At 74.4% G+C, this 24921-nt stretch carries 19 protein-coding genes; 10 read left to right on the top strand and 9 right to left on the bottom strand.

From position 1 onward, the window contains the following. Positions 1-153: 153 nt before the first annotated feature. Genes O7600_RS09715 through O7600_RS09705 form a run of 3 tightly spaced genes read right to left on the bottom strand, consistent with a single transcriptional unit; the run spans position 154 to position 4988 of the window. Positions 154-2616: a DUF3488 and transglutaminase-like domain-containing protein gene (locus O7600_RS09715; protein ID WP_281593310.1), complete on the bottom strand. Its 2463-nt coding sequence runs from the start codon at positions 2614-2616 to the stop codon at positions 154-156. Positions 2617-2632: 16 nt separating this feature from the next. Next, positions 2633-3931 carry a DUF58 domain-containing protein gene (locus O7600_RS09710; RefSeq protein ID WP_281593309.1) on the bottom strand — a complete coding sequence of 433 codons (1299 nt, stop codon included), beginning with the start codon at positions 3929-3931 and terminating at the stop codon, positions 2633-2635. 1 nt (position 3932) lies between these two features. Then, positions 3933-4988 carry a MoxR family ATPase gene (locus O7600_RS09705; RefSeq protein ID WP_281593308.1) on the bottom strand — a complete coding sequence of 352 codons (1056 nt, stop codon included), beginning with the start codon at positions 4986-4988 and terminating at the stop codon, positions 3933-3935. A gap of 349 nt (positions 4989-5337) precedes the next feature. Here O7600_RS09705 and leuS point away from each other — a divergent pair, with 349 nt between their 5' ends. Further along, complete coding sequence (leuS, locus tag O7600_RS09700; RefSeq protein ID WP_281593307.1) at positions 5338-8178, top strand: leucine--tRNA ligase; 2841 nt, start codon at positions 5338-5340, stop codon at positions 8176-8178. Positions 8179-8226: 48 nt separating this feature from the next. Here the strand turns inward: leuS and O7600_RS09695 are convergent, their stop codons facing one another. Both O7600_RS09695 and O7600_RS09690 read right to left on the bottom strand, forming a co-directional pair. Then, on the bottom strand, positions 8227-9021 hold the full coding sequence (locus O7600_RS09695) for an ABC transporter permease (RefSeq protein WP_281593306.1): 795 nt from the start codon (positions 9019-9021) through the stop codon (positions 8227-8229). Continuing rightward, positions 9018-9923, bottom strand: a complete 906-nt coding sequence (locus O7600_RS09690; protein ID WP_281593305.1) for an ATP-binding cassette domain-containing protein — start codon at positions 9921-9923, stop codon at positions 9018-9020. The genes O7600_RS09695 and O7600_RS09690 overlap by 4 nt, the downstream gene beginning before the upstream one ends. A 132-nt stretch (positions 9924-10055) precedes the next feature. On the opposite strand from O7600_RS09690, the gene O7600_RS09685 reads away from it, so the two are divergent. Beyond that, the gene (locus O7600_RS09685) at positions 10056-11249 is read left to right on the top strand and encodes a histidine kinase (protein WP_281593304.1); all 1194 of its coding nucleotides are present in this window, start codon (positions 10056-10058) and stop codon (positions 11247-11249) included. Next, entirely contained in the window at positions 11246-11902 is a 657-nt protein-coding gene (locus O7600_RS09680) for a response regulator transcription factor (protein WP_281593303.1), read from the top strand. The genes O7600_RS09685 and O7600_RS09680 overlap by 4 nt, the downstream gene beginning before the upstream one ends. Positions 11903-12372: 470 nt before the next feature. On the opposite strand, the gene O7600_RS09675 is transcribed toward O7600_RS09680, so the two are convergent. The 4 genes from O7600_RS09675 to O7600_RS09660 are packed head-to-tail and all read right to left on the bottom strand — an operon-like array spanning position 12373 to position 15808. Continuing rightward, positions 12373-13134 (bottom strand): phosphotransferase, encoded by a 762-nt coding sequence (locus tag O7600_RS09675; protein WP_281593302.1) that lies wholly within the window; start codon positions 13132-13134, stop codon positions 12373-12375. A gap of 1 nt (position 13135) precedes the next feature. Then, complete coding sequence (locus O7600_RS09670) at positions 13136-13852, bottom strand: VTT domain-containing protein (protein ID WP_281593301.1); 717 nt, start codon at positions 13850-13852, stop codon at positions 13136-13138. After that, on the bottom strand, positions 13849-14571 hold the full coding sequence (locus O7600_RS09665) for a glutamine amidotransferase (protein ID WP_281593300.1): 723 nt from the start codon (positions 14569-14571) through the stop codon (positions 13849-13851). The genes O7600_RS09670 and O7600_RS09665 overlap by 4 nt, the downstream gene beginning before the upstream one ends. Continuing rightward, positions 14561-15808 carry a MurT ligase domain-containing protein gene (locus tag O7600_RS09660; RefSeq protein WP_281594112.1) on the bottom strand — a complete coding sequence of 416 codons (1248 nt, stop codon included), beginning with the start codon at positions 15806-15808 and terminating at the stop codon, positions 14561-14563. The genes O7600_RS09665 and O7600_RS09660 overlap by 11 nt, the downstream gene beginning before the upstream one ends. A 356-nt stretch (positions 15809-16164) precedes the next feature. On the opposite strand from O7600_RS09660, the gene mraZ reads away from it, so the two are divergent. The 7 genes from mraZ (at position 16165) to mraY (ending at position 24850) form a co-directional block, all read left to right on the top strand. After that, positions 16165-16596, top strand: a complete 432-nt coding sequence (gene mraZ / locus O7600_RS09655; protein WP_073831045.1) for a division/cell wall cluster transcriptional repressor MraZ — start codon at positions 16165-16167, stop codon at positions 16594-16596. Between the two features lie 204 nt (positions 16597-16800). After that, a complete protein-coding gene (rsmH, locus tag O7600_RS09650; RefSeq protein WP_281594111.1) occupies positions 16801-17907 on the top strand; it encodes a 16S rRNA (cytosine(1402)-N(4))-methyltransferase RsmH in 1107 nt (368 codons plus the stop codon). Continuing rightward, positions 17904-18491, top strand: a complete 588-nt coding sequence (locus tag O7600_RS09645) for a hypothetical protein (protein ID WP_281593299.1) — start codon at positions 17904-17906, stop codon at positions 18489-18491. The genes rsmH and O7600_RS09645 overlap by 4 nt, the downstream gene beginning before the upstream one ends. 3 nt (positions 18492-18494) lie before the next feature. Continuing rightward, positions 18495-20702: a penicillin-binding protein 2 gene (locus O7600_RS09640; RefSeq protein ID WP_281593298.1), complete on the top strand. Its 2208-nt coding sequence runs from the start codon at positions 18495-18497 to the stop codon at positions 20700-20702. A 52-nt stretch (positions 20703-20754) separates the two neighbouring features. After that, entirely contained in the window at positions 20755-22317 is a 1563-nt protein-coding gene (locus O7600_RS09635) for a UDP-N-acetylmuramoyl-L-alanyl-D-glutamate--2,6-diaminopimelate ligase (protein WP_281593297.1), read from the top strand. Then, a complete protein-coding gene (gene murF, locus O7600_RS09630; protein WP_281593296.1) occupies positions 22314-23723 on the top strand; it encodes a UDP-N-acetylmuramoyl-tripeptide--D-alanyl-D-alanine ligase in 1410 nt (469 codons plus the stop codon). Before O7600_RS09635 ends, murF begins: the two co-directional genes overlap by 4 nt. Then, positions 23720-24850 carry a phospho-N-acetylmuramoyl-pentapeptide-transferase gene (gene mraY, locus O7600_RS09625; RefSeq protein WP_098748050.1) on the top strand — a complete coding sequence of 377 codons (1131 nt, stop codon included), beginning with the start codon at positions 23720-23722 and terminating at the stop codon, positions 24848-24850. Before murF ends, mraY begins: the two co-directional genes overlap by 4 nt. Positions 24851-24921: the final 71 nt, after the last annotated feature.

Below are 24921 nucleotides of genomic sequence, written 5' to 3'. Positions count from 1 at the left end.
GGCGGTGCGGCGGTGGTGACGAAGGAGTTTGCGTCGGGGACAGCGCTCGGCGCTGACGCAAACTCCTTGATCAACCGGAATGCTGTGGGCCGGGGTGCGGCCCGCCGACGGGGGAGCGCCGGCGGGCCGGGTGGGCCGGGGGGCCGGGGGGGGTCAGCGGGCCGGGCGGCCCGCCAACAGGCGGCGCGGGCTCCAGCGCAGCATCCGCTGCCGCGCCCGCCCGGTCGTGGTCACCAGTCGGGCCGACTGCTCGGCCGCGGCGGTCCGCCACCGCGCCAACACCGATGGCGGCAGCAACGCGGCCAGCAGCCTCGTCCGCCGGTCCGCGCGGGCCGCCAGGGCTCCCCGGACGTTGTGCAGCGCCGGGTGCAGCTCGGCGCCGCCGAGCGGGTCCCGGGCGTAGCGCGCCCGCTCCTCGGCCCGGCCCAGCAGCCGTACCCCGGTCGCCGCGCCGGCGTCGGAGGCCAGCGCCTCCCGGCTCAACCGCTCGGCGGTCGCCCGCGGCGTCTCCGTACGGTCCACCCGGACGTGGAAGTCGACAAGCGTGTCCAGCAGTTCGTCCCACGCGGCGTGCGCGTCGGCGCGGACCGCGTCGGCGTCCACCCCGACCACGATCTCGCGCGGGCCGCCCCGCTGCCCGGGCACGGTCACCGCGGTGGCCGTCGGCGCGGCTGTCCGGACCCGCCGTCGGCGCAGCGTCGAGCGGCGCAGGGCCGGCACGGCGAGCAGGGCCAGCAGGGCGAGCGCCCCGGCCAGCCACCACGGCCAGACCGGGTTCTGCTGGGCCCGCCCACCGTCGCCGAGCGCCAGGCCCTGGTCGATGTCCCGCTCCTCACGCTCCGGCTGCTGCGACCCGGCCGACGGGTCGGTGGCACCCGGCGCGGCGGTGGTGCCGGACGAGGGGGAGATCTCCTCCGGGGCGTCGGTGTCCGGCGCCCAGGACGAGCGGACCGAGCCGGTGACGGCGGCCGCCGGCGTGGCGTCGAACGGCACCCAGCCGATCCCACCGAAGTAGACCTCGGTCCAGGCGTGCAGGTTGCGGTTGGTCAGGACGTAGGTGCCGCCGTCGGCCCGGCCGCCGTTGGTGAACCCGACCGCGACCCGGGCCGGTACGCCGGCCGCCCGGACCAGCCAGGCCATGGCCGCGGCGTACTGCTGGCAGTAGCCGACCTTGGTGGCCAGAAAGTCGGTGATGTCCTCCCCGCTGCTGCCGTTGCGGGTCGACAGGGAGTAGGAGAAGCCGTTCTCCACGGAGAAGTACTCGTAGATCGCCCGGACCTTGTCGTAGTCGTTCTGCCGGCCGCTGACCAACTGCCGGACCAGGTCCTCGACGGCGGCGACCGACGGCCGGGAGGTCCCCTGCCGCATCACCGCGCTCTCCGCCGGCGGGGTCGGCGCGGCGCGCAGCGCCGCCGGGCTGAACGTCGACCGGACGTACTCGAAGGAATAGCGCTTGCCGCGGGCGTTCTCCCGGTTGGAGAAGACGATCTGCTGGTTCGGGTCGTAGAGCCAGTTGCCGCTCAGGTCGTCGGTGTCGACCGGCTCGGCGTAGACCGGCATGAGCGGCATGTTCAGGCTCTTCGTCACCTCGACGGTGGCCCGGTAGCGCCGCTGCTCGACCCCACGGGGAGCGCGGTCGCCCGGGTCGGGCAGGGCGCGGGTGACCGGCCCGCCCGACGGCACCCGGGCCTGGAAGCCGCTCGGTCGCAACTCGTCCACCACGCCGAGACGCAGGTAGAACGGGCTCGGCTCGTTGGTGCTGACCTTGACCAGCTCGACCTCCTCGCTCTGGTTGAGCTGGCCGCTGAGCGCGGCGAACAGGTCGATCCGGCCGGGACTGCCACCCTGCCCGGGGCGCCCGGTGCCGTCGCCCGGGCCGGCGCCGACGTTGTTCATCAGCCCGCCGGTCATTCCGGGCACGGCCAGGGGCAGCGCGACCGCCACGGCGACACCGACCACCGCGAGCCGTCGGCCGGCCGCCGCCAGCGGCGAGGCCTCCCAGACGTCGACGTCGCGCCCCTCGCCGGTGAACCGGCGACCGAACCGGCGGACCCGGTCGACGTTGTCGGTGACCAGCAGCCACAGGTAGCCGCAGGCGCCCACCACGAACGGGGTCGCGGGAACGCTGTCCAGGTAGACCGCGACCGGCACCGAGTAGATGGCCAGCATCGGCAGCCCGGCCAGCGCCGGGCGGCGCAGCCCGACCGCGAGCACGTCCACCACCACGGCCACCCCGCCGATGCCGAGCACGGCGAGGAAGAGCAGCGAGTCGACGTCGGGAACCTTGACGCCGTAGGTGCGCATGTCCTGCAGCGACGCCTGGAGCAGGTCGCCGAAGTGGCCGAACGTCGCCGGGGTCGGCACGAACGCCAACGCCTCGGTGCCGCCCGGGAAGACCCAGGTCAGCCCCAGCGTCAGGCCGGCGAGCATGGCGAGCAGCTGACCCCACAGCGGAGCCCGGCCCAGCCGGCTCAGCGCCGCCGCGCCGGCCACCACGGCGACCACGACCGCGGCCTGGATCAACCAGGTCCAGCGCTCGAAGATCGCCGACAGCGGGGCCGACGCCAGCAGGGTCGCCGCCGCGGCGACGAAGCCGATGTTGCGGTGCGGGGTCACAGGACCACCCTTCCGGTTATCGCATGCCTCCGGCGACCGTCTCGGCCAGCGCCGCCCGCAGGGCGAAGCCCTGCGAGCCACGGCCGGCCTGCGGCCACAGCGCCGGCAGCCGGTTGCCGTGCTCCACGCCGATCACCCGCCAGCCGCTCTGCAGCAGGGCGAGCGCGGCGGCGCCGTGCGCCCGCTCCGCCTCGGCCCGCGCCTTCGCCGGCAGGTTCAGCCAGGTGTTGCTGTCGAGCAGGAACGCCACGCAGGTGGCGCCGTTGCCACGCAGCCCGGCCAGCAGCTCCGCCTCGGCGGTGCCGAGCGTGCCCAGCAGGGCGATGATCAGACCCCCGTCGGCCCGCTGCCGGACCTGCTGCACCAGCGTGGTGATCTCGCCCCGCCGGTCCAGGTGCACCTCGGCGAGGTGGTCGAGGAGCAGGCCCTCGCCGCCGGCCTCGGTGGCGCCGACGTCGACGCCGTTGCCGGTGACCAGGCGCAGCTTGTAGCCGGCCTGCCGCAGGTGCATGGTGATGCTGGCGGCCGCCGAGACCGCCCACTCGAAGCTGGCCGTCGGGCCCTCGCCGCGGTGGCCGGCGGCCCGGGTGTCCAGCACCACGGTCGCCCGACTCTCCCAGGGCTGCTCCTCGCGCCGCACCATCAGCTCGCCGGTGCGCGCGGTGGACTTCCAGTGCACCCGGCGCAGGTCGTCGCCCATCCGGTATTCCCTGGTGGCGGCGTCGTCCTCGCCGTGCACCGCCACCGAGCGGGCCCGGCTGTCGCCGCTGCCCGCGTACTCGCCGGGCAGCCGCACCGAGGGCAGCGGGGTGACCTGCGGGATCACGGTGAGGTGGTCGGTGCTGGGGAAGGACCGGGTCAGCTCGCACAGGCCGAACGGGTCGGTCAGCCGGATCACCAGCGGACCCACCTCGTAGCGGCCGCGCACGTCGGCGCGGACCGTGTACGCCACCGAGCTGGCCTGGTGCGCGCCGAGCCGCTCCAGCACCACCCGGGGCCGGCTGCCCAACGCGTAGGGCAGCCGGTCCTCCAGCAGCAGCGTGCCGGTGGGCAGCCGGGACAGGTTCTGCAGCCGCAGCACCACCCGGGAGCTGGCCCCGACCGGCGCGCGGTGCGGTTCGAGCGAGCGGTTGCAGGCCAGCTTGTAGCGGCTGCGCCCGACGTAGGCCGCCGCGAGCAGCGGCAGGACGGCGAGCAGGACGGCCACCCGGAGTAGATCCTTCTCGCCGAGGATGCCCGCGGAGATCGCGGCGGCGACCGCGGCCGCCAGGAAGGAGCGGCCCCGGGTGGTCAGCCCACGCAGCCCGTCGCGCACGTCACGGCCTCCGCGGCTCGTACGGCCCGCGGCCGTTGGTGCCGCCGCCGGGCCGGGTGTCGTACGGGGAACGCTGCCGGTCGTGCGGCAACGGCAGGCGGTGCACCAGCTCGGCGACGATCGCGTCGGTGGTGCGCCGGGCCAGCTGCGCGTCCGCGGTCGGGATGATCCGGTGCGCCAGCACCGGCACCGCGAGCACCTGCAGGTCGTCCGGCAGGACGTAGTCGCGGCCCTCCAGGGCGGCCACCGCGCGGGCGGTGCGCAGCAGCTGGAGCGTGGCCCGCGGGGACGCGCCCAGGCGCAGGTCGGGCGCCTCGCGGGTGGCGGTGACCAGGTCGATCGCGTACTGCTTGACGGCGTCGGCGACGTGCACCTGGCGGACGTGACCGATCAGCCGGCGCACGGTCGCCGCGTCGGAGACCGGGCGCAGCCCCTGCAACGGGTCGGTCGCGCCGTGCCCGTCGAGCATGGCCAGCTCCGCGCGCGGGTCCGGGTAGCCCATCGCGATCCGGGCGGTGAACCGGTCCCGCTGCGCCTCCGGCAGCGGGTAGGTCCCCTCCATCTCGATCGGGTTCTGCGTCGCGATCACCATGAACGGCGTCTGCAGTTGGTAGGTCACCCCGTCGACCGTGACCTGCCGCTCCTCCATGCACTCGAGCAGGGCCGACTGGGTCTTCGGCGAGGCCCGGTTGATCTCGTCGCCGACCACCAGGTTGGCGAAGACCGCGCCCGGGCGGAACTCGAAGTCGTGGGTCTCCTGGTTGTAGACGCTGACGCCGGTGACGTCGCTGGGCAGGAGGTCGGGGGTGAACTGGATCCGGCGGACCGAGCAGTCGATGGAGCGGGCCATCGCCTTGGCGAGCTTGGTCTTGCCGACGCCGGGCACGTCCTCGATGAGCAGGTGGCCCTCGGCGAGCAGCACCGCCAGGGCGAGCCGGACGGTGGCCGTCTTGCCCTCGATGACCTGCTCGATGTTGGACACGACGGCCTCGCTGGCGGCACGGAACTCGTCGTGCGGCAGCAGACCGCCCACCTCGTCCCAGGTCTGTTGTGTCACGGGCCTCCTCCTCGTCGCCTGGACGGCAGCTCTGTATAGAGCACCTGGACCCGCCGTTGGGTTCGCGACGCCGAGCCTCGTTTGCCGCAGAAATCTCACTGGCCTCTCAGGCTAACCATGTTTGTCGTTATCGCCGACCCCCGCAGGTGGTCGGTCGGTTACGCCCCGAATATTCGCCGGACGGGGGACGGGGGTACACTGCCGGACATGGCCGGAGTCTTCCTGCTTCTTACCGAGCCGTGCTGATGCGCTGACGCGCGACAGCACGGCCGCCCCTCCTGCGCGAGGGGCTTTTTTGTGCCCGCAGCGCAGCTCCCACATCCGATCTGACCCGCGCCGAGGAGACGCCATGAGTGAGGAAGCCGCACCGGCCACCGACATTCCCCCGTTCCGGTACACCGCCGCCCTGGCCGACGAGATCGAGACCCGCTGGCAGGACACCTGGGCGCGGGAGGGCACCTTCCACGCGCCGAACCCGGTCGGCCCGCTGGCCGACCCGGGCCACCCCCGCGCGGGCGCCGAGAAGCTGTACGTGCTGGACATGTTCCCCTACCCGTCGGGCGCGGGCCTGCACGTGGGGCACCCGCTGGGCTACATCGGCACCGACTGCTACGCCCGCTACCAGCGGATGACCGGGCGCAACGTGCTGCACGCGATGGGCTTCGACGCGTTCGGCCTGCCCGCCGAGCAGTACGCGGTGCAGACCGGCACCCACCCCCGGACCACCACCGAGGCGAACATCGAGCGGTACAAGGCGCAGCTGCGCCGGCTGGGGCTGGGTCACGACGAGCGGCGCTCGGTCGCGACCATCGACACCGACTTCTACCGCTGGACGCAGTGGATCTTCCTGCAGGTCTTCAACTCCTGGTACGACACGGAGGCGAGGAGGGCCCGCCCGATCGCCGAGCTGATCGCCGAGTTCGAGGGCGGCACCCGCCCCACCCCGGACGGCCGCCCGTGGACCGAGCTGACCGTGGCCGAGCGCCGCCGGGTCGTCGACGACCACCGGCTGGCCTACGTCTCGCAGGCGCCGGTGAACTGGTGCCCGGGGTTGGGCACCGTGCTGGCCAACGAGGAGGTCACCGCCGACGGCCGTTCCGAGCGGGGCAACTTCCCGGTCTTCAAGCGCAACCTGAAGCAGTGGATGATGCGGATCACCGCGTACGGGGACCGGCTGCTGGAGGACCTGGACACCCTGGACTGGCCGGAGCCGATCAAGCTGCAGCAGCGCAACTGGATCGGCCGCTCGACCGGCGCGCACATCGACTTCCCGACCGACGCCGCCCCGGTGAGGGTGTTCACGACCCGGCCGGACACCGTCTTCGGCGCCACCTACATGGTGCTGGCCCCCGAGCACGAGCTGGTCGACGTGCTGGCGCCGGCCGCCTGGCCGGAGGGCACCCGGGACGCCTGGACCGGTGGGCACGGCAGCCCGCGCGAGGCCGTCGAGGCGTACCGGAAGGCCGCCGCGGCCAAGACGGACATGGAGCGGCAGTCGGACAGCAAGGAGAAGACCGGCGTCTTCGTCGGCGCGTACGCGACCAACCCGGCCACCGGCGGGCAGGTCCCGATCTTCATCGCCGACTACGTGCTGGCCGGGTACGGCACCGGCGCGATCATGGCGGTGCCGGCCCAGGACGAGCGGGACTGGGACTTCGCCGAGGTCTTCGAGCTGCCCATCGTGCGGACCGTGCAGCCGCCGGAGGGCTTCGCCGGCAAGGCGTGGACCGGTGACGGCCCGGCGATCAACAGCGCCGCCCCGGAGCGCGGCATCGACCTGGACGGCCTGGGCGTGGCCGACGCCAAGGCGCGGATCATCGAGTGGCTGGAGGCCAACGGGCACGGCGCGGGCGCGGTCACCTGGCGGCTGCGCGACTGGCTGTTCTCCCGCCAGCGCTACTGGGGCGAGCCGTTCCCGATCGTGTACGACGAGACCGGGGCGCCGATCGCGCTGCCCGAGTCGATGCTGCCGGTCGAGCTGCCCGAGGTCGACGACTTCTCGCCGAAGACGTTCGACCCGGAGGACGCCGACAGCAACCCGGAGACCCCGCTGTCGCGGCGGCGCGACTGGGTGGAGGTGGAGCTGGACCTGGGCGACGGGCCGAAGCGCTACACCCGCGAGACGAACGTGATGCCGCAGTGGGCCGGCTCCTGCTGGTACGAGCTGCGCTACCTGGACCCGACCGACTCGCAGCGCTTCGCCGACCCGGCGAACGAGGCGTACTGGATGGGGCCGCAACGCCCGGGCGACTGCGGGGGCACCGACCTGTACGTCGGCGGCGCCGAGCACGCCGTGCTGCACCTGCTGTACGCGCGCTTCTGGCACAAGGTGCTGTACGACCTGGGTCACGTCTCGTCGTTCGAGCCGTTCCGCCGCCTGTTCAACCAGGGCATGATCCAGGCGTACGCGTTCACCGACCCGCGCGGCGCCTACGTGCCCGCCGAGGAGGTCGTCGAGGTCGACGGCCGCTGGTTCCACGGCGAGACCGAGGTCCGGCGCGAGTACGGCAAGATGGGCAAGTCGCTGAAGAACGTGGTCACCCCGGACGAGATGTGCGCGGCGTACGGCGCGGACACGTTCCGGGTCTACGAGATGTCGATGGGCCCGCTGGAGGTGTCCCGCCCGTGGGAGACCCGGGCGGTGGTCGGCGCGTACCGGTTCCTGCAGCGGGTCTGGCGCGCGGTCGTCGACGAGCAGACCGGTGCGCTGCGGGTCACCGACGCGCCGGCCGACGAGGCGACCCGGCGGCTGCTGCACAAGGTGGTCGACGGGGTCCGCGGCGACATGGACGGGATCCGGTTCAACACCGCGATCGCCAAGCTGATCGAGCTGACCAACGGCCTGACCCGGCTGGAGCGGACGCCGCGCGAGGTGGCCGAGCCGCTGGTGCTGATGGTCGCCCCGTTCGCCCCGCACCTGGCCGAGGAGCTGTGGCGCAAGCTGGGCCACGACACCTCGCTGGCGTACGCGGACTTCCCGGTCGCCGACCCGGCCCTGCTGGTGGCCGACTCGGTCACCTACCCGGTGCAGGTCAACGGCAAGGTCCGGGGCCGGGTCGAGGTGCCCGCCGACGCGGCCGAGGACACCGTCCGCGCCGCCGCGCTGGAGGCGGTCGCCGGCGCGCTGGCCGGCAAGGAGCCGCGCAAGGTGATCGTGGTGAAGGGCCGGATGGTCTCGGTCGTCGTCTGAGACCGAGTACGTGGGCGCGCCCCGGCGCGGGCGCGCCCACGTACCGGGTCAGGGTTCGCGGCGGTGCACGACGACCGCGGCGAGCAGCGCGGCGGCCACCGGCCAGGCGGCGTACACCGCCCAGGACCCGGGCACGGTCGCCACGTGCAGGTTCGGCAGCACGTACGGGTTCCCGACCAGGCGTTCCCAGGCCGGCACCGGCAGCGCGTTGTGGATCACCGCGGTCCACCGCCGGTCGATGTCGAAGGCGAGCGGGGCGAGCAGCAGCAGCGTCGTGGTGACCACGATGGCCGGGGCGGTGTGCCGCACCAGGGCGCCGACGCCGAGGCCGAGGAGCGCGCAGACCGGCAGCAGCAGCGTCGAGGCGACGACGGCACGCAACGCTCCCGGGTCGCCGATCGACGCGCCCGCGTCGCGGTCGGCGAGGATCGTCTGGGACACCCAGAAGGAGGCGGAGGCGGCCACCGCCCCGACCGCCAGCATGACGGCGGCCAGCACCGTGACCTTGGCGGCGACCACGGCCCGCCGGTCCGGCACGGCGAGGAACGTGGTGCGGATCTGCCCGCTGGCGTACTCGCCGGCGATCATGACCGCGCCGACCGCGCCGGCCGCGAGCACGACGAACAGCCAGCCCTCCTCGGGGAAGGCGTCGTGGATCGGGTCGAAGGCGGCCCGCCGCTCGGCCGGGTAGTCCGGCCAGTTGTGGTGGTCGCCCAGCGCGGCCCGGGCGCTGAACAGGACCGCCGAGACCGCGATCAGGGCCAGCGCCCCGTAGGTGGAGCGCAGCGACCACAGCTTGATCCACTCGGCGGCGAGCAGGTCACGGAAACGGGCGCGCATCATCGGCCTCCGGCGGCGTAGTCGAGTCGGTCCGCGGTGAGCGCCATGAACGCCTCCTCCAGCGAGGCGGCGCCGGCGTGCAGCCCGTGCACCACGACACCGGCCCGGAAGGCCAGCTCACCGACCCGCCCGGCGGGCAGGCCGGTGACCGTCAGGCCGTCGCCGTCGCGGGTGACGACCCCGCCGGCCGCCGCGAGCGCGGCGCCGAGCGCGGCCGGATCGGGCGTACGCACGACGACCCGGTCGTGGGCGGTGCGGGCGGCGAACGCGGCGAGGCTCTCGTCGACGAGCAGTTCACCGCGCCCGATGACCACGAGGTGGTCGGCGGTCTGTTCCACCTCGCTCATCAGGTGACTGGAGACCAGCACGGTCCGGCCCTCGGCGGCGAGCCGGCGGAACAGGCCGCGCACCCAGCGCACCCCCTCCGGGTCGAGGCCGTTGAAGGGCTCGTCGAACATCAGCACCGGCGGGTCGCCGAGCAACGCGGCGGCGATGCCGAGGCGCTGCCGCATGCCGAGGGAGAAGCCGCCGATCCGGCGTCGGGCCACCTCGGTCAGGCCGACCTGCTCCAGCACCTCGCCCACCCGGGCCCGGGGGAGCCCGTTGCTGCGGGCCAGCGCCGCCAGGTGCGCCCGGGCGCTGCGCCCGCCGTGCACGTCGCCGGCGTCCAGCAGCGCGCCCGCGTACCGCAGCCCGCGTGGTCGGCCGACGAACGGCCGCCCGTCCACCAGGGCGGCGCCGCCGGTCGGCCGGTGCAGGCCGAGGACGAGGCGGAGCGTGGTGGACTTGCCGGCGCCGTTCGGGCCGAGGAACCCGGTGACGTGTCCGGACCGGACGGTGAGGGTCAGTCGACTGACGGCGGTCGTCCCGCCGTACCGCTTGGTGAGGTCCCTGAGCTCGATCATGGCCTCGACGCTCCCGTGTCCCGGCCGCCGGGTCGTCGTGCCGGGGACCACACCCGGCCCGGCGACACCCGCCCCCGGGCGTACGCCCGCCGGCCGATGACCGGGGCACCGGCCGCTGACTACGGTGGGTCCATGGAGGCGGTCGTCCCGCGTCCGCGCGTCGTGGCCCGACGGGTGCGGACGGTCCTGATCTGGTCCGCGGTGGCGTTGCTGCCGGTGGCGCTGCTGCTCGCGGCCACCTCCGGCGCGGGCGGACCGGTGCTGGTCGTGCCCACCCCCGACCACAGCGTGCCGGGGCTCCCGTTGCGCTACCTCGCGCCGGTCCTGGCGGTGCTGCTCCCCGCCGGCCTGCTGCGCCGCCGGCCGCTGCTCGCCCTCGGCCTCATGCTCGCCGGCGCGTCGCTGGTCACCGCCACCACCAACGCGTGGGAGCAGGGCTACCTGAACGGCCTCTGGTACCTCCAGTTCCTCGTCGTGGACGTGATGCTCGGCGTGGTCGCGGCCCGCGTACCGCGCCGGGTGTCGGTGCCCGCGGCGGTCATGGTGCTCCTGGTGCAGGTGGCCGCCGCCTTCGTGAACCCGGCCGCCGACGCGGTGGACCGGGCCACGCTCTCCGTCCCGGCGGTCCTCGCCGCCTGGGTGGCCGGCAACTCGGTGCTGGCCCGTCGCGCGCACGCCGAGCAGATGCGGGCCCACGCGGCCACCGAGGCGGTCACGGCCGAACGGCTGCGCATCGCGCGGGAGTTGCACGACCTGGTGGCACACAGCATCGGCGTGATCGCCATCCAGGCGGGCGTGGGCGCCCGGGTCATCGACACCCAACCCGCGCAGGCGCGGGCCGCGCTCACCACCATCGAGACGACCAGCCGGGAGACGCTGGCCGGGCTTCGTCGTACCCTCGGCGCGCTGCGCCGCCCCGACGACGCGGCGGCGTCGCTGGACCCCACCCCCGGACTGTCCGACCTGGACCGGCTGGTCGCGGCCGCGGCCGACGCCGGGGTACGGGTGACGCTCACCGTCGACGGCGAGCCGGGTCCGCTGCCCGCCGAGGTGGAGCTGGCCGCGTACCGCATCGTGCAGGAGGCGCTGACCAACGTGGTACGCCACGCGCGGGTCGACCGGTGCCGGGCGACGGTGCGGCACGCGCCGGACGGGGTACGCGTCGAGGTGGTCGACGACGGGCGGGGCGGCCCGGTCGGCGGCGACGGGCACGGGATCGTCGGTATGCGGGAGCGGGCCGCGCTGCTCGGTGGCCGGTGTGTCGCCGGGCCACGACCGGAGGGTGGCTTCCGGGTCGCCGCGGTGCTGCCGGTGGGTCCGGCATGACGATCCGGGTTCTCCTCGTCGACGACCAGCCGCTGGTGCGGGCCGGCCTGCGGGTGCTCATGGCCGACGCGCCGGACCTGGTGGTGGTCGGCGAGGCGGGCACCGGCGCGGAGGCGGTCCGGTCGGCGCGGGAGCTGGCCCCCGACGTGGTGCTGATGGACCTGCGGATGCCCGGCACCGACGGGATCGCGGCCACCCGGGACATCGCCGCGGCCGGTGGCGCCACCCGGGTCCTCGTGCTCACCACCTTCGACGACGACGAGCACGTGCACGCGGCGCTGCGCGCCGGCGCGAGCGGTTTCCTGGTCAAGGACATGGCCCTGGAGGAGATCCTGGGGGCGGTGCGGGTGGTGGCGGCCGGCGACGCGTTGATCGCGCCGGGGGTGACCCGGCGGCTGATCGCCGAGTTCGCCCGGCGGCCCGCCCCGGCGCCCCGCCCCCGCGCCCTGCCCGGCGTCACCGACCGGGAGCGGGAGGTGCTCGGCCTGGTCGCGCGCGGGTTGTCCAACGCGGAGATCGCGGCGGAGCTGGTGATCAGCCCGGCCACCGCCAAGGCGCACGTGGCCCGGCTGTTCACCAAGCTGGGCGCCCGGGACCGGGTGCACCTGGTGATCACCGCCTACGAGGCCGGCCTGGTCGTCCCGCCCCGCTGACCGGGTCCCGGCGGGGGTGGGCCGGGTGCTGGCCGGCTACCTGGACAGTCGTCGGTTCCGGGTCGGGCCACGACGTAGTCGGCGAGATGTTCGCCGGTGGGCGTCGACCGGGCGGCCACCAGATGCTGTCACGGTGCCTTTCGAGCTGATGCCGTCAACGACTCACGCGTTTCCGGAGCGGGCGGGCACCGGTGCCCCGAGTCGTTTCTGATATCAGCTCGAAAGGCATTGCGGAGGTGACGGGCCGGCGGCCGGGGGTCGGCGTGGCCAGGGCCGGCGTCTGGTGGCTGAGTCCGAGGGCCGGGGGGTCGGGGGTCGGCGTGGCCGGGGCCGGCGTCTGGTGGCTGGCGTCCGGAGGACCGAGGGCCGGCGTGGCCGGGGGCGGCGTCCGGGGGCCGGCCGGCTACCGGAAGCCGGCTACCGGACGCCGGGGAGCGTTGCCGGACCGGTGGCCCGCCGTGCCGGGGCGCTCACCCGGTGAAGAGCGCGGCCTCGACCGCCGGGCGGTGCCGGCGGAGCCAGTCGTGCCAGCCGCGTACCGTCTCGACCACGCCGGCGGCGCGCAGCCGGCGCATGGCGGGCTCGCCCCGGTCGGCGCCGGCGGCGACGCCGCGCCAGGTGCCCTCGACCTGGTCGAGCAGGACACCGACCAGTTCGTCGCGGGGGAGCAGCCGGCCGGGCGGCCCCTCGTAGGCGTCGCAGAGCAGTCGGCAGCGGCGACCCAGTTCGGCCGGGTCGGCGTCGCCGCCGAGGGTGGCCCAGTGCCAGCCGGCGAACGCCACGTCCTCGATCCGCCGCCCCGGCGCGGCCAGGTCCCAGTCCAGCAGCGCCACCGGCAGCGGACCGTCCGGGCCGTCCCGGTACACCGTGTTCTTCGGCGACAGGTCCCGGTGGCAGACCGTCTCCGCGCCGGCGGCCAGGTCGGTGCCGGCGCAGGCGTCGTGCAGCGACCGGACCAGCCCGGCGAGCCGGGTCAGCGCGGCGTCGGTGAAGAAGGCCGGGTCCTCCCGGTGGCGCCACGGCACCCGGCCCTCGACGTGGGAGAGCACCTGCCGGCCCCGCTCGTCCACCCCGAGGTATGCGGGCGCGACACCGGGCGCGGTGGCTGCCAGGTGGCGCAGCAGCGCGGCGACGAACGCGGCGTCGGGCGGTGGGGTCCGGCGGACCGTGTCACCGACGCGGACCACCTCGGCGACGAAGCCGCCGGGCAGGATCTCGCCGGAGCCGGTCACGTCAGCTCGGGCCGATCCGGCGCTGCCGTTCCGCCCGCCACCACCGATGGATGATCAGCACGCTGGCGATCAGGCCGAGACTGGCCGGCGCGGCCGCGTACCAGTTGATCGAACCGGGACTGCTCACCGCCGCGCCGATCGCGGCGTAGCCGATGGCGGTCGGGGCCGAGGCGATCACGCTGCCGGCGAGGAACGGCAGGATCCGGGCCGCCGTGGTGCCGTAGCCGTAGCTGACCAGCCCGAAGCCGGCGATCGGCAGCAGCCGGACGGTGATCACCCCGAACACGCTCTGCCGGGCGAACCAGCCGTCGAGGCGGGCCAGCCGGCCGCGTACCCGCTCGGCGACGAAGTCGCGGCCCAGCAGCCGGCCGACGGTGAAACCGAGCGCCGCCGCGAGCAGCGCCGCGCCGAGCGCGTACGTGGCGCCCTGCACCGGACCGAAGATCGCGCCCGCGGCCAGCGTCACGAACGTGCGGGGCACCAGCGCCACCAGCAGCAGCGCGCCGCCGACCACGGCCGCCACCGGACCGTAGCCGCCGAGCGCGTCGGCGAGCCGGGGCAGCTCGGCCGGATCCGGCCGGGGCACCAGCAGCAGCGTCACGCCGAACCCGGCGAGCAGCATCAGGAGCAGCCCGAACCGGCGCGCCGACGGTTGCCGCAGCAACCCGACGAGCCGGCGGGCCACCGGTCGCCGCCCCGGCCGGGCGGCGCCGGTCATGCCCGGGCGGCGGCGGCCACCGCGGTGCGGCGCTCGGACCGGAGCCGGTCGGCCCAGGTGTCGTCGAGCGGCGGGAGCTGGTGGATGCCGGTGGCCCAGCGCAGCAGCAGATCGGCCAGGTCGGGGTTGCGGGCCAGCGCCGGGCCGTGCGAATAGGTGCCGAGCAGTTTGCCCCGCCACGCGCCCTCGGTGGTGCCGTCGTTGCCGACGCCGGCCGTGACCCGGGCCAGCGGTGACACGCCCGGGCCGAGGTGGGTGCGCCCGCCGTGGTTCTCGAACCCGGACAGGTGCGGGATGCCCAGCCGCGGGTCGACCTCGCCGGCCAGCTCGCCGACCGCCCGCGTCGGCCCCCGGTCGGAGGAGAGGTCGAGCAGTTCCAGGCCGGTGCACCTGGTGCCCTTGGCGAAGAAGGAGGTGCCGAGGAGCTGGTAGCCGGCGCAGACCCCGAACACCACCGAGCCCTGGGCCACCGCGCGGTGCAGGCCGCCGTCGGCGATCAGGCGCTGGGCGCCCAGCGCCTGCGGGCCGTCCTCGCCGCCGCCGATCAGGTAGATGTCGGCGGTGGCGGGCAGCCGCTGGTCGGAGCGGACCTCCAGCACCTCGACCGGCATGCCGCGCAGCTGGGCCCGGCGGGCCAGGATCAGCGCGTTGCCCCGGTCGCCGTAGGTGGACAGCAGGTCGGGATAGATCCAGACGATGCGCAGGCTCTCAGTTGACACGGTCCAGCTCCGCTCGGATGTCCTGGAAGGCGGTGTAGTTGGCGATGACCTCCAGCCGGCCCGGCGGCACCGCGCGGACCGCCTCGTCGAACGTGCGCACGTGCCGGAACGGCACGCCGTTGACGTCGAGTCGCACTGCCAGGTCGTACGCCCGGTCGCCGGTGATCAGCACCTGCCGGCCGGCCAGCGGCGAGAAGTCGACGTCGAAGAGCCACGACGTGTCCAGCCCGTCGGGGTCGCGCGCGTTGATGGAGAGCAGTGTCGGCGCGACGTCGGCCATGTCGAACGCCTCCAGCCAGCTCGCCGGGTTCTTGGCCAGCAGCAGTCGGATGTTGCGCCCGTCCCGGTCGACCTGGGCGTAGCGGCCGGCCACCGAGGTGACCGAGCCGAGCCGGGAGACCGCGTCCACCGGGCGTACGCCGAACTCGGCGGCGACCGCCAGGGCGGTGGCCGCGTTGCCGAGGTTGACCTTGCCGGGGAGCTGGAGCTGGATCTTGTGCCAGGCGCCGGTGGGGTCGAGCACGCCGTCGTCCTCGACGGTCCACTGCGGCTCGGGGCGGCGCAGCGGGCAGCCGGTGCACCACCACTGCTCGCCGGAGCGCTGGATGGTGGAGCCGCACTCGGGGCAGACCCACGAGTCGTCGTGCCACCGCTGGCCGGCGCTGAACCAGGTGACGTGCGGCGGCACGTGCCCCTGGGCCGGGTCGGCCGGCGGGCAGGCGGCCCAGACCACCATCGGGTCGTCGGCGTTGGCGACCACCCGCACGTCGGGATGCCGGACCAGGGCGGCGCGCCAGAGCTGCGCCATCATGGCGACCTCCTTGGCCCGGTCGAGCTGGTCCCGGGAGAGGTTGAGCAGCGCCACCACGTGCGGCTCGGTCGCCTCCAGCACCTGGGCGAGGTAGTGCTCGTCCACCTCCAGCACCGCGTAGGGCGTGCTGCCGGCCTTGGCCAGCGCCGAGGTGTGGCCGGTGGGCATGTTGGCGCCGAAGGAGTTGGTGGCGACCCGGCCCAGCACGCCGACCGCGGCGGTGGTGAGCCGGGTGGTGGTGGTCTTGCCGTTGGTGCCGGACACGAGCGCGATCGCGCGCCCGGTGGCGAGGTGGGCGAGCAGGTCGGGGTCGATCTTGAGGCCGATCCAACCGCCGATCACCGAGCCGTCGCCCCGGCCCGCGGCCCGCGACAGCGCCGCGGCGGTGCGCGACACGGAGCTGGCCACCTTTGCCCGCAAGGGCATCTTCGCGTCCGTCACCCGAGCGAGGTTACCGGACCACGGCCCCCGCCAGATCGCCGCCGACGGTGAACCGTTCGGCCGGGGACGGCGCGGCGGACGGTCGGGCCGCGCTCGCCCGGACGGCGGCGGTCGATGTCGGGTAGCGGACCGCGCCGAGGGGGCCGCCACCCCCTCCACTCCGCCCCACCCGCATTGACGTGCGGTTTTGCGCGCGGACACGCCACGCCGGACGGGCGATTCTGGTTGCAGGTGGAGGGAAGTGGAGTAGAGTGGGGCGCGATGGTGAGGCCGGGAGGGCCACACCGGCCCGGGGGGTCAGCGGCGCCGCGAACGCCGCTCAGGGCGAGGGGGTTGGGCCGATGTTCCTCGGCACCCACACTCCGCGCCTGGACGACAAAGGCCGGTTGATCCTGCCGGCGAAGTTCCGGGACGAGCTGGCGGGGGGTGTCGTGATCACCAAAGGGCAGGAGCGCTGCCTCTACGTCTTCCCGATGCCCGAGTTTCAGCGGATCGCGGACCAGTTGCGCGCGCAGCCGATGACCAGCAAGGCGGCCCGGGCCTACAGCCGGGTCTTCTTCGCCAGCGCGCACGACGAGGTGCCCGACAAGCAGGGGCGGGTCACCATTCCCGGTCACCTGCGGTCGTACGCGGCCCTCGACCGGGACCTGGTGGTGATCGGGGCCAGCACCCGGGTGGAGATCTGGGACAGGGCGGCCTGGGAGGCCTACCTCGCGGAGAGCGAAGACGACTTCGCCGACATCGAGGAGGGGGTGCTGCCCGGCGGTCTGTAGGGCGTGACGGCGCCCGACGTACTGCGAGATCTCCAGCCGCTTTCGAGTTCCTGGCACCCCTTCCCCGGTGCCAGGCGCACGATCCGACACGGAGGGCCGCGGCCTCCGGCGGGCGGGAGCGGATGGGGATCTGGCGGTATGGCGAGGCGTCGTGGCGACGACGGACACGTGACGGAAGCGGTTGACGAACGGGTGGGGGTCGAGATGGGGGAGCTACGCGGCACGCACGTGCCGGTGCTGCTCGAGCGGTGTCTCGAGCTGCTGGCCCCCGCGCTGGGCCGCCCCGGCCGGACCGTGCACGTCGACGCCACGCTCGGCCTGGCCGGGCACGCCGAGGCGGTGCTCACGGCGCACCCGGAGACGGTGCTGATCGGCCTGGACCGGGACACCGAGGCGCTCGCCCACGCGCGGGTCCGCCTGGCCCGGTTCGCCGACCGGATCCACCTGGAGCACGCCGTCTACGACGAGCTGCCCGAGGTGCTCGACCGGCTCGGCTACCCGGCGATCGACGGGGTGCTGTTCGACCTCGGCGTCTCGTCGCTGCAACTGGACGCGCCCGACCGCGGGTTCGCGTACGCGCAGGACGCGCCGCTGGACATGCGGATGGACCAGACCCGGGGGGTGACCGCCGAGGAGGTGGTCAACACCTACTCCCACCCGGATCTGGCCCGGCTGCTGCGGGTGTACGGCGAGGAGAAGTTCGCCGGGAAGATCGCCTCGGCGATCATCCGGGAACGGGAGCGCACCCGGATCACCTCCTCGGCCCGGCTGGCCGAACTGGTCCGCGACGCCATTCCGGCACCGGCCCGACGAACCGGCGGACACCCGGCAAAGAGAACGTTTCAGGCTTTACGGATCGAGGTAAACAGAGAACTGGCAGCGCTGGAGACGGCGCTGCCGGCCGCTCTGGACAAGCTCACCGTGGGCGGCCGCATGGTGGTCCTGTCCTACCACTCGTTGGAGGACCGGCTCACCAAGCAGGCGCTCGCCGACCGGGTCCGCAGCAAGGGCCCGGTCGACCTCCCGGTCGAACTGCCCGGGTCGGGCCCGACGTTCCGGCTGCTGAGCCGGGGCGCCGAGCTTCCCGGGGAGGACGAGGTGGCCGCGAACCCGCGGGCCGCCTCGGTGCGACTGCGGGCCGCGGAGCGGCTCGATCCGGAGGCGACCCGGCAGGGGCGTACCGACCGCGAACGGTACCGCCGCCGGGTGAAGGCGATGCACCAACCGGGGACGGGGTCACCGGGGTCCGCGACGGACCCGTCGGCCCCGGGGGACGGGAACGGGACGGACGAGGAGGGGGAGGGGACATGAACGTCGAGAAGCGCGACGGCCGGGGCGCCGTCGGGCAGCGCGCACCGCGGTCGGGGGGCCGGACCACGGCGCAGCGCATGACGCGGGACACGACGGCGGCGACCGACCGCCGGGAGGGGACTCGCGCCCGGGGGGCGGCGCGCGAGTTCCCGACCCAGGGCAGCGCCGCGCTGCGGCCGGCCGAGCGCACCCGGACCACCGGCGCGACGACGCCGCGGCTGCGGGTCGCCCCGCCGCCGCCGATCCGGGTGCCGCGGGCGCCGTTCGTCGCGCTGATCCTGGTGCTCGTGGTCGGCGGGGTGCTCGGCATCCTGGCGATCAACACGAAGATCAACGAGAACGCCTTCCGGCTGGAGAAGCTCCAGCAGCAGCAGGCGAAGCTCGACGTGGACGAGCAGCAGCTGAACAAGGAGATCGCCGAGCAGAAGGATCCCGGCAACCTGACCGCCAACGCCCGCAAGCTGGGCCTGGTCGAGTCGGAGGACCCGGCCTACATCCGGCTGCCGGACGGGAAGACGATCGGCGTCCCGCACCCCGCCGAGGGTGCGCCGTCGGCCACCAGCCAGCAGGGCAACGGAGGCTGAGCAGTGCCACCGAGGTCGGAGGAACCGCGCCGGGACGCCACGGGCTCCCGGCGCGGCTCGTCACGGGGGGCCGAGCCACGGGAGCCGGGCGTCGGGGGCATCTCCGACGCCCGGGCCTACACGCCGCGCGGGCGGACCATCCGGGAGGGCGGCGCCGAGCAGCGTCGTACCCCGCGCAGCAGCCGGTCCGGCGACCCGTTCCGGCCGGCGTTGCAGGTGCTCGACGGCGGTCGGGCCGGGCGGGCCGGCCGCCGGGAGCCGACGCCGGCGGGCGAGCCGGCCCGCGCCGGCCGCCGCACCACCGCGTCGGGCGGCCGCGCCGGCGTGGTCCGGACCGTCGCGGACCGCTCCGCCCGCGAACCGTTCGACGACGAGGACGAGGGCCCGCCGCGGCGTCGGCCCGGCCCGCGCCGCCCGGCGGCCCGCCGGCCGGTCCGCAAGCCGCGCCGCCCGCCCAGGCTGGGCGACGCCGGCCGGCGCCTGCGGCTCGGCACCGTGCTGGCGCTGACGCTGTTCGCGAGCATCGGCGTCCGGCTGGTCTACCTGCAGACCGTGGACAGCCCGGCGTACGCCGACGGCGGCCTGTCCAACCGGATCGCAAAGGTCGAGCTGCCGGCCCCGCGCGGGGCCATCCTCGACCGGGCCGGCGAGCCGCTGGCGCACAGCGTCGAGGCCCGGTACGTCTTCGCCGACCCGACCCGGGTCAAGGACCGGTTCGCCACCGCGCGGCTGCTCTCCCCGCTGCTCGGCGTGCCGGCCTCGGACCTGGCCGACAAGATGAAGCCGAGCAAGCTTCCCGGCACCAACACCCCGTCGCAGTTCGTCTACCTGGCGCGCGGCGTCGAGATCGGCCGGGCCAAGGAGATCATGGCGCTGGACCTGGCCGGCATCAACGTGCACCGGGACGAGCGGCGCGAGGTGCCCGGCGACGACCTGGCCGCCAACCTGATCGGCTTCGTCAGCCAGGACATGAACGGCCTGGAAGGGCTGGAGGCGAAGTACGACGACGTGCTGCGCGGGCAGGCCGGCCAGCGGATCTACGAGACGGGCCTGGGCGACCTGGCCGCGCCGATCCCGGGCGGCTACAGCAGCACCACCCAGCCGAAGCCGGGCAGCTCGCTGCGCCTCACCATCAACCGCGACCTCCAGTTCATGACCCAGCGGATCCTGTCGAAGTACCTGGCCGACGTCGAGGGCGGGGTCGGCGCGGCGGTGATCATCGACGTCCCGACCGGGGAGGTGCTGGCCCAGGCCAGCCAACCCACGTACAACGCGGCCGACCCGACGAAGGTCGACTCGCCGGCCGACCGCGACGACATCGCGACCACGTTCGTGGTGGATCCTGGTTCCATCCACAAGGCGATCACCTACGGCGCGGCGCTCCAGGAGAAAGTGATCACGCCGGACACCACGTTCCCGGTGGCGAACACCGTCGTGCGCGGCGGCGTGCCGTTCAGCGACACCCACCCGGCCAACGGCCGCACCATGAGCATCCCGGGCATGCTCGCCTTCTCCTCCAACGTCGGCACCATCGCGATCGGCGACAAGCTGGGCAAGGAACGGCTGATCGACTACCAGAAGCGGTTCGGGCTGGGCCAGGCGACCGGGGAGGGCCTGCCGGGCGAGGCCCCCGGTCGGCTGCTCCCGGCCGACCAGTGGAGCGGTTCGGCGTACGGGTCGGTGCCGATCGGACACAGCGTGGACGCCACGCCGCTGCAGATGGCCGCCGCGTACGCCGCGATCGCCAACAACGGGACGTACGTCCAACCGCACCTGATCAAGGAGACGATCGGGCCGGACGGCACCCGGACGCCCGCCGCCGCCCCGGTCACCCGCTCGGTGCTCAGCCCGGACAACGCGGCCGCCCTGCGCCGGATGCTGGAGGCGGTCACCACGGTCGACGGTCCGGCGGGCCGGGCCACCGGACTGGCCGCCGCGGTGCCGGGCTACCGGGTGGCCGGCAAGACCGGCACCGGCCTGCGCTACGACAACGGCAAGCGGCAGCCCGGCGACGTCGGCTCGTTCATCGGGATGGCCCCCGCGGAGAACCCGCGCTACGTGGTGGCGGTCTTCGCCTGGAGCCCCGGCGGCGAGGGCAGCTCGGTCGCCGCGCCGGCGTTCCGGGAGATGATGGGCTACACGCTCCGGCAGAACCGGGTGCCGCCGTCGCTGACCGACAAGTCCCCGAAGTTCGAGGTCTTTCCGCGCTGAGTCGGCACGGCGGGACATCATCGGTGAGTGGCGACGAACCACCGGGGCGGCTGTGCGGTCGGAACCGGACGACCGGGTAGGGTCTGACGCCGTGCCCGGCAATCCACGTCCCGCCACCGTGCGTCCCGTCCGGCTCGGCGACCTCGCCGCCCGACTGGCGCTGACGCCGCCGGAGGCCGCCGCCGAGCCGGCCGTCACCGGCGTCACCCATGCCAGCCAGGAGGTCTGTCCCGGCGACGTGTACGCCGCCCTGCCCGGCGCCCGCCGGCACGGCGCGGAGTTCGCCGCCGCCGCGGCCGGTGCCGGCGCGGTGGCCGTGCTGACCGACCCGGCCGGCGTGGCGCTGGCCGCCGACGCCGGGCTGCCGGTGCTGGTCGTCGACGACCCCCGGGCCGCGCTCGGCGAGGTCGCCGCCATGGTCTACGGCGACCCGACCGCCGGGCTGACCGTAATCGGGGTGACCGGCACCGCCGGCAAGACCTCCACCAGCTACCTGATCGAGTCCGGCCTGCGCGCCGCCGGGCACACCACCGGCCTGATCGGCACCGTGGAGACCCGCCTCGGTGACCTGGTGGTGGACAGCGTCCGGACCACCCCGGAGGCCACCGACCTGCACGCCATGCTCGCGGTGGCCAGGGAGCGGGGGGTGGACGCGGTGGTCATGGAGGTGTCCAGCCACGCGCTCGCCATGGGCCGGGTCGGCGGGGTCCGGTTCGACGTCGGCGGCTACACCAACTTCGGCTCCGACCACCTGGACTTCCACGCCGACGAGGCGGACTACTTCGCCGCCAAGGCCCGCCTCTTCGACGGGCGCTGCCGGGTGGAGGTGCTCAACCACGACGACCCGGCGCTGCGCCCGCTGCACAAGCCGGAGACCGTGACCTACTCGGCGGCCGGCGACCCGACCGCCACGTGGTGGGCCGACGGCATCGACGGGGAGGGCTACGCCCAGCGCTTCACCCTGCACGGCCCGGACGGGCTGACCCTGCCCACCGCCGTGGCGCTGCCCGGCCGGCACAACGTGGCCAACGCGCTGCTGGCCGTCGCCACCCTGGTCGCCGCCGGCGTCGACCCGGCCGTCGCGGCGCGCGGCGTGGCCGCCTGCGGCGGCGTGCCCGGCCGGCTGGAGCTGGTCAGCGGCGACGCCCCGGTGCGCGGGGTGGTCGACTACGCGCACAAGGCGAACGCCATCGAGGCGGTGCTGACCGCGCTGCGCGGCCTGACCGACGGCCGGCTGGTCTGCGTGCTGGGCGCCGGCGGCGACCGGGACCGCGGCAAGCGCCCGGTGATGGGCGAGGTGGCCGCCCGAGGCGCCGACGTGGTGCTGGTGACCGACGACAACCCGCGTACCGAGGACCCGGCCCTGATCCGCTCCGAGGTGCTGGCCGGCGCGTACGCCGCCGCCGCGCCGGCCCGGATCATCGAGGTGCCCGGCCGGCGGGCGGCGATCGAGGAGGCGGTCCGGGTGGCCGAACCGGGTGACGTGGTGGCGGTGCTGGGCAAGGGGCAGGAACGGGGCCAGGAGATCGGTGGCGAGGTGCTGCCGTTCGACGACCGGGTGGAGCTGGCGGCGGCGCTGCGCGCCCGCTTCGGCGACCTGGCGGGTCGGCGATGATCCCGCTGACGCTGGCCGAGGTGGCCGCCGCCGTCGACGGTCGACTGGCCGGCGCCGACCCGGAGGCCCGGGTCACCGGGACGGTCGAGTTCGACTCCCGCAAGGTGGCGCCGGGCGGCCTCTTCGTCGCCTTCCCCGGCGAGCGGGTGGACGGCCACGACTACGCCGCCGGCGCGGCGGAGGCCGGCGCGGTGGCCGTGCTCGGCACCCGGGAGGTGCCCGGCGTGCCGATGGTGCTGGTCGACGACGCGCTCGACGCGATGGGCCGGCTGGCCCGCGCCGTGGTCGACCGGCTGCCCGGACTGACCGTGATCGGGCTGACCGGCTCCTCCGGCAAGACCACCACCAAGGACCTGATCGCCCAGCTGGCGGTGCGGCTGGGCCCGACCGTGGCGCCGCCCGGGTCGTTCAACAACGAGCTGGGGCACCCGTACACCGCGTTGCAGGCCACGCCGGAGACGCGCTACCTGGTGATGGAGAAGGGCGCCCGCGGGGTGGGCCACGTCCGCTACCTGTGCGACGTGGTGCCGCCGCGGATCTCGGTGGTGCTCAACGTCGGAGTGGCGCACCTCGGCGAGTTCGGCTCGGTGGAGACCATCGCGCTGGCGAAGGGTGAGCTGGTCGAGGCGCTGCCCGCCGACGGCCTGGCGGTGCTGAACGCCGACGACCCCCGGGTCGACGCGATGGCGTCGCGTACCGGGGCCCGGGTGGTCCGCTACGGCGAGTCCGAGCACGCCGACGTGCGCGCCGTGGACGTGACGCTGGACGGCCGGGGACGGCCGTCGTACACGCTGGTCACCCCGGAGGGCAGCGCGCCGGTGCGGCTCGGGCTGACCGGCCGGCACCAGGTGTCCAACTCCCTCGCGGCCGCGGCGGTCGGCCGGGAGCTGGGCCTGCCGCTGCCCGACCTGGCAGCGGCGCTGAACGAGCTCGGTCTGGTCTCCACCCGGCGGATGGACGTCGTCGAACGCCCCGACGGCGTGACGCTGATCGACGACTCGTACAACGCCAACCCGGCCTCGACCGGCGTGGCGCTGCGCGCCTTGGCCAGCATGCGTGGCGAGGGGCGTACCGTCGCGGTGCTCGGCTACATGGCCGAGCTGGGCGACTTCGAACGGGAGGGACATCAGCAGGTCGGCCGGCTCGCGGCCGAGCTGGGAGTGGACCGGCTGCTCGTGGTGGGCGAGCCGGCGGCGCCGATCCACGAGGGCGCGACAGCGGTAGTCAACTGGGGAGGAGAGTCGGTGCTGCTCACCGATCAGGCGGCGGCCGTCGAGGTGCTGCGGAGCGAGCTGCGTCCGGGCGACGTGGTGCTGGTGAAGGGCTCCCGGTACCGGACCTGGGAGGTGGCCGACGCGCTACGCGCGGACGCCGGGGCGGACGGGACGGAGGGCGGCGCCGCATGAGGGCGGTCATCGTCGCCATCGGGGTCGCGTTCCTGATCTCGCTGTTCTGCACCCCGATCGCGATCAAGGTGTTCGCCCGGCTGAAGGCCGGCCAGCCGATCCGATCGAACCTGGGGCTGGCCAGCAACGAGGGCAAGAAGGGCACGCCGACCATGGGCGGCGTGGTCTTCATCCTGGCCACGGTCATCGCGTACGTCGCCGGGCACCTGGCCCTGACCACGCTGCCGGACGCGCAGATCGCGCAGGTCGAGCCGACCATCACGGCGCTGGTGCTGCTGGGGCTGATGGTGTTCTCCGGCGCGGTCGGCTTCATCGACGACTTCCTGAAGGTCCGCAAGCGGCACAGCGGCGGCCTCAACAAGCGGGGCAAGCTGGCCGGTCAGATCCTGGTCGGCGCGGTCTTCGGCGCGGTGGCGGTCTACTTCCCGTCCAGCATGACCGACGTCAGCGGCAACGCGACGAACACCGAGACGGTGGGCAGCACCACGCTGAGCTTCATCCGGGACATCCCGGCGCTGGAGATCGGCAAGATCGGCGCGGTGATCGTCATCATCATGGTGGTGATGGCGGCGACCAACGGCGTCAACCTCACCGACGGCCTGGACGGCCTGGCCACCGGCGCCTCGGTGATGGTGCTCGCCGCGTACGCGCTCATCGCGTTCTGGCAGTACCGGCACTGGTGCGCGGACCCGAACTACCCGGCCGGGGAATACTGCTACACCGTCCGCGACCCGTTGGAGATCGCGCTGATCGCCGGCGCGGCGGCCGGGGCCTGTGTCGGTTTCCTCTGGTGGAACACGTCGCCGGCCCGCATCTTCATGGGCGACACCGGCGCGCTCGGGCTGGGCGGCCTGATCGCCGGGATGGCGATGTCCACCCGGACCGTCCTGCTGCTGCCGATCCTGGGCGGCCTGTTCGTGATCATCACGATGTCGGTAGTCATCCAGATCATCTCGTTCCGCACCACCGGCAAGCGGGTGTTCCGGATGTCGCCGCTGCAGCACCACTTCGAGTTGGCCGGCTGGAGCGAGGTCAACATCGTGGTCCGGTTCTGGATCATCGCCGGGATCGGGGTGGCCATCGCGCTGGGCCTGTTCTACAGCGAGTTCCTCGCCGCGGTCAGCTAGGTGTAAGGAAGGGCCCCTTATTAACAGACGTCTGTTAATAAGGGGCCCTTCCTTCAGTTCCGACACGCCGA

Source organism: Micromonospora sp. WMMA1998 (genome assembly GCF_027497375.1).
GTDB classification, from domain to species: Bacteria; Actinomycetota; Actinomycetes; order Mycobacteriales; family Micromonosporaceae; genus Micromonospora; species Micromonospora sediminicola.
The sequence above is the reverse complement of the archived record's forward strand: the minus strand, read 5'-3'. Positions and strand labels throughout refer to the sequence as shown.

What these genes read in the sequence shown, in the direction of transcription:
- leuS (WP_281593307.1), top strand. Translation starts at nt 5,338, where the DNA reads ATGAGTGAGGAAGCCGCACCGGCCACCGACATTCCCCCGTTCCGGTAC.
- O7600_RS09695 (WP_281593306.1), bottom strand. Translation starts at nt 9,021, where the DNA reads ATGATGCGCGCCCGTTTCCGTGACCTGCTCGCCGCCGAGTGGATCAAG.
- O7600_RS09690 (WP_281593305.1), bottom strand. Translation starts at nt 9,923, where the DNA reads ATGATCGAGCTCAGGGACCTCACCAAGCGGTACGGCGGGACGACCGCC.
- O7600_RS09685 (WP_281593304.1), top strand. Translation starts at nt 10,056, where the DNA reads ATGGAGGCGGTCGTCCCGCGTCCGCGCGTCGTGGCCCGACGGGTGCGG.
- O7600_RS09680 (WP_281593303.1), top strand. Translation starts at nt 11,246, where the DNA reads ATGACGATCCGGGTTCTCCTCGTCGACGACCAGCCGCTGGTGCGGGCC.
- O7600_RS09670 (WP_281593301.1), bottom strand. Translation starts at nt 13,852, where the DNA reads ATGACCGGCGCCGCCCGGCCGGGGCGGCGACCGGTGGCCCGCCGGCTC.
- O7600_RS09660 (WP_281594112.1), bottom strand. Translation starts at nt 15,808, where the DNA reads ATGCCCTTGCGGGCAAAGGTGGCCAGCTCCGTGTCGCGCACCGCCGCG.
- mraZ (WP_073831045.1), top strand. Translation starts at nt 16,165, where the DNA reads ATGTTCCTCGGCACCCACACTCCGCGCCTGGACGACAAAGGCCGGTTG.
- rsmH (WP_281594111.1), top strand. Translation starts at nt 16,801, where the DNA reads ATGGGGGAGCTACGCGGCACGCACGTGCCGGTGCTGCTCGAGCGGTGT.
- O7600_RS09645 (WP_281593299.1), top strand. Translation starts at nt 17,904, where the DNA reads ATGAACGTCGAGAAGCGCGACGGCCGGGGCGCCGTCGGGCAGCGCGCA.
- murF (WP_281593296.1), top strand. Translation starts at nt 22,314, where the DNA reads ATGATCCCGCTGACGCTGGCCGAGGTGGCCGCCGCCGTCGACGGTCGA.
- mraY (WP_098748050.1), top strand. Translation starts at nt 23,720, where the DNA reads ATGAGGGCGGTCATCGTCGCCATCGGGGTCGCGTTCCTGATCTCGCTG.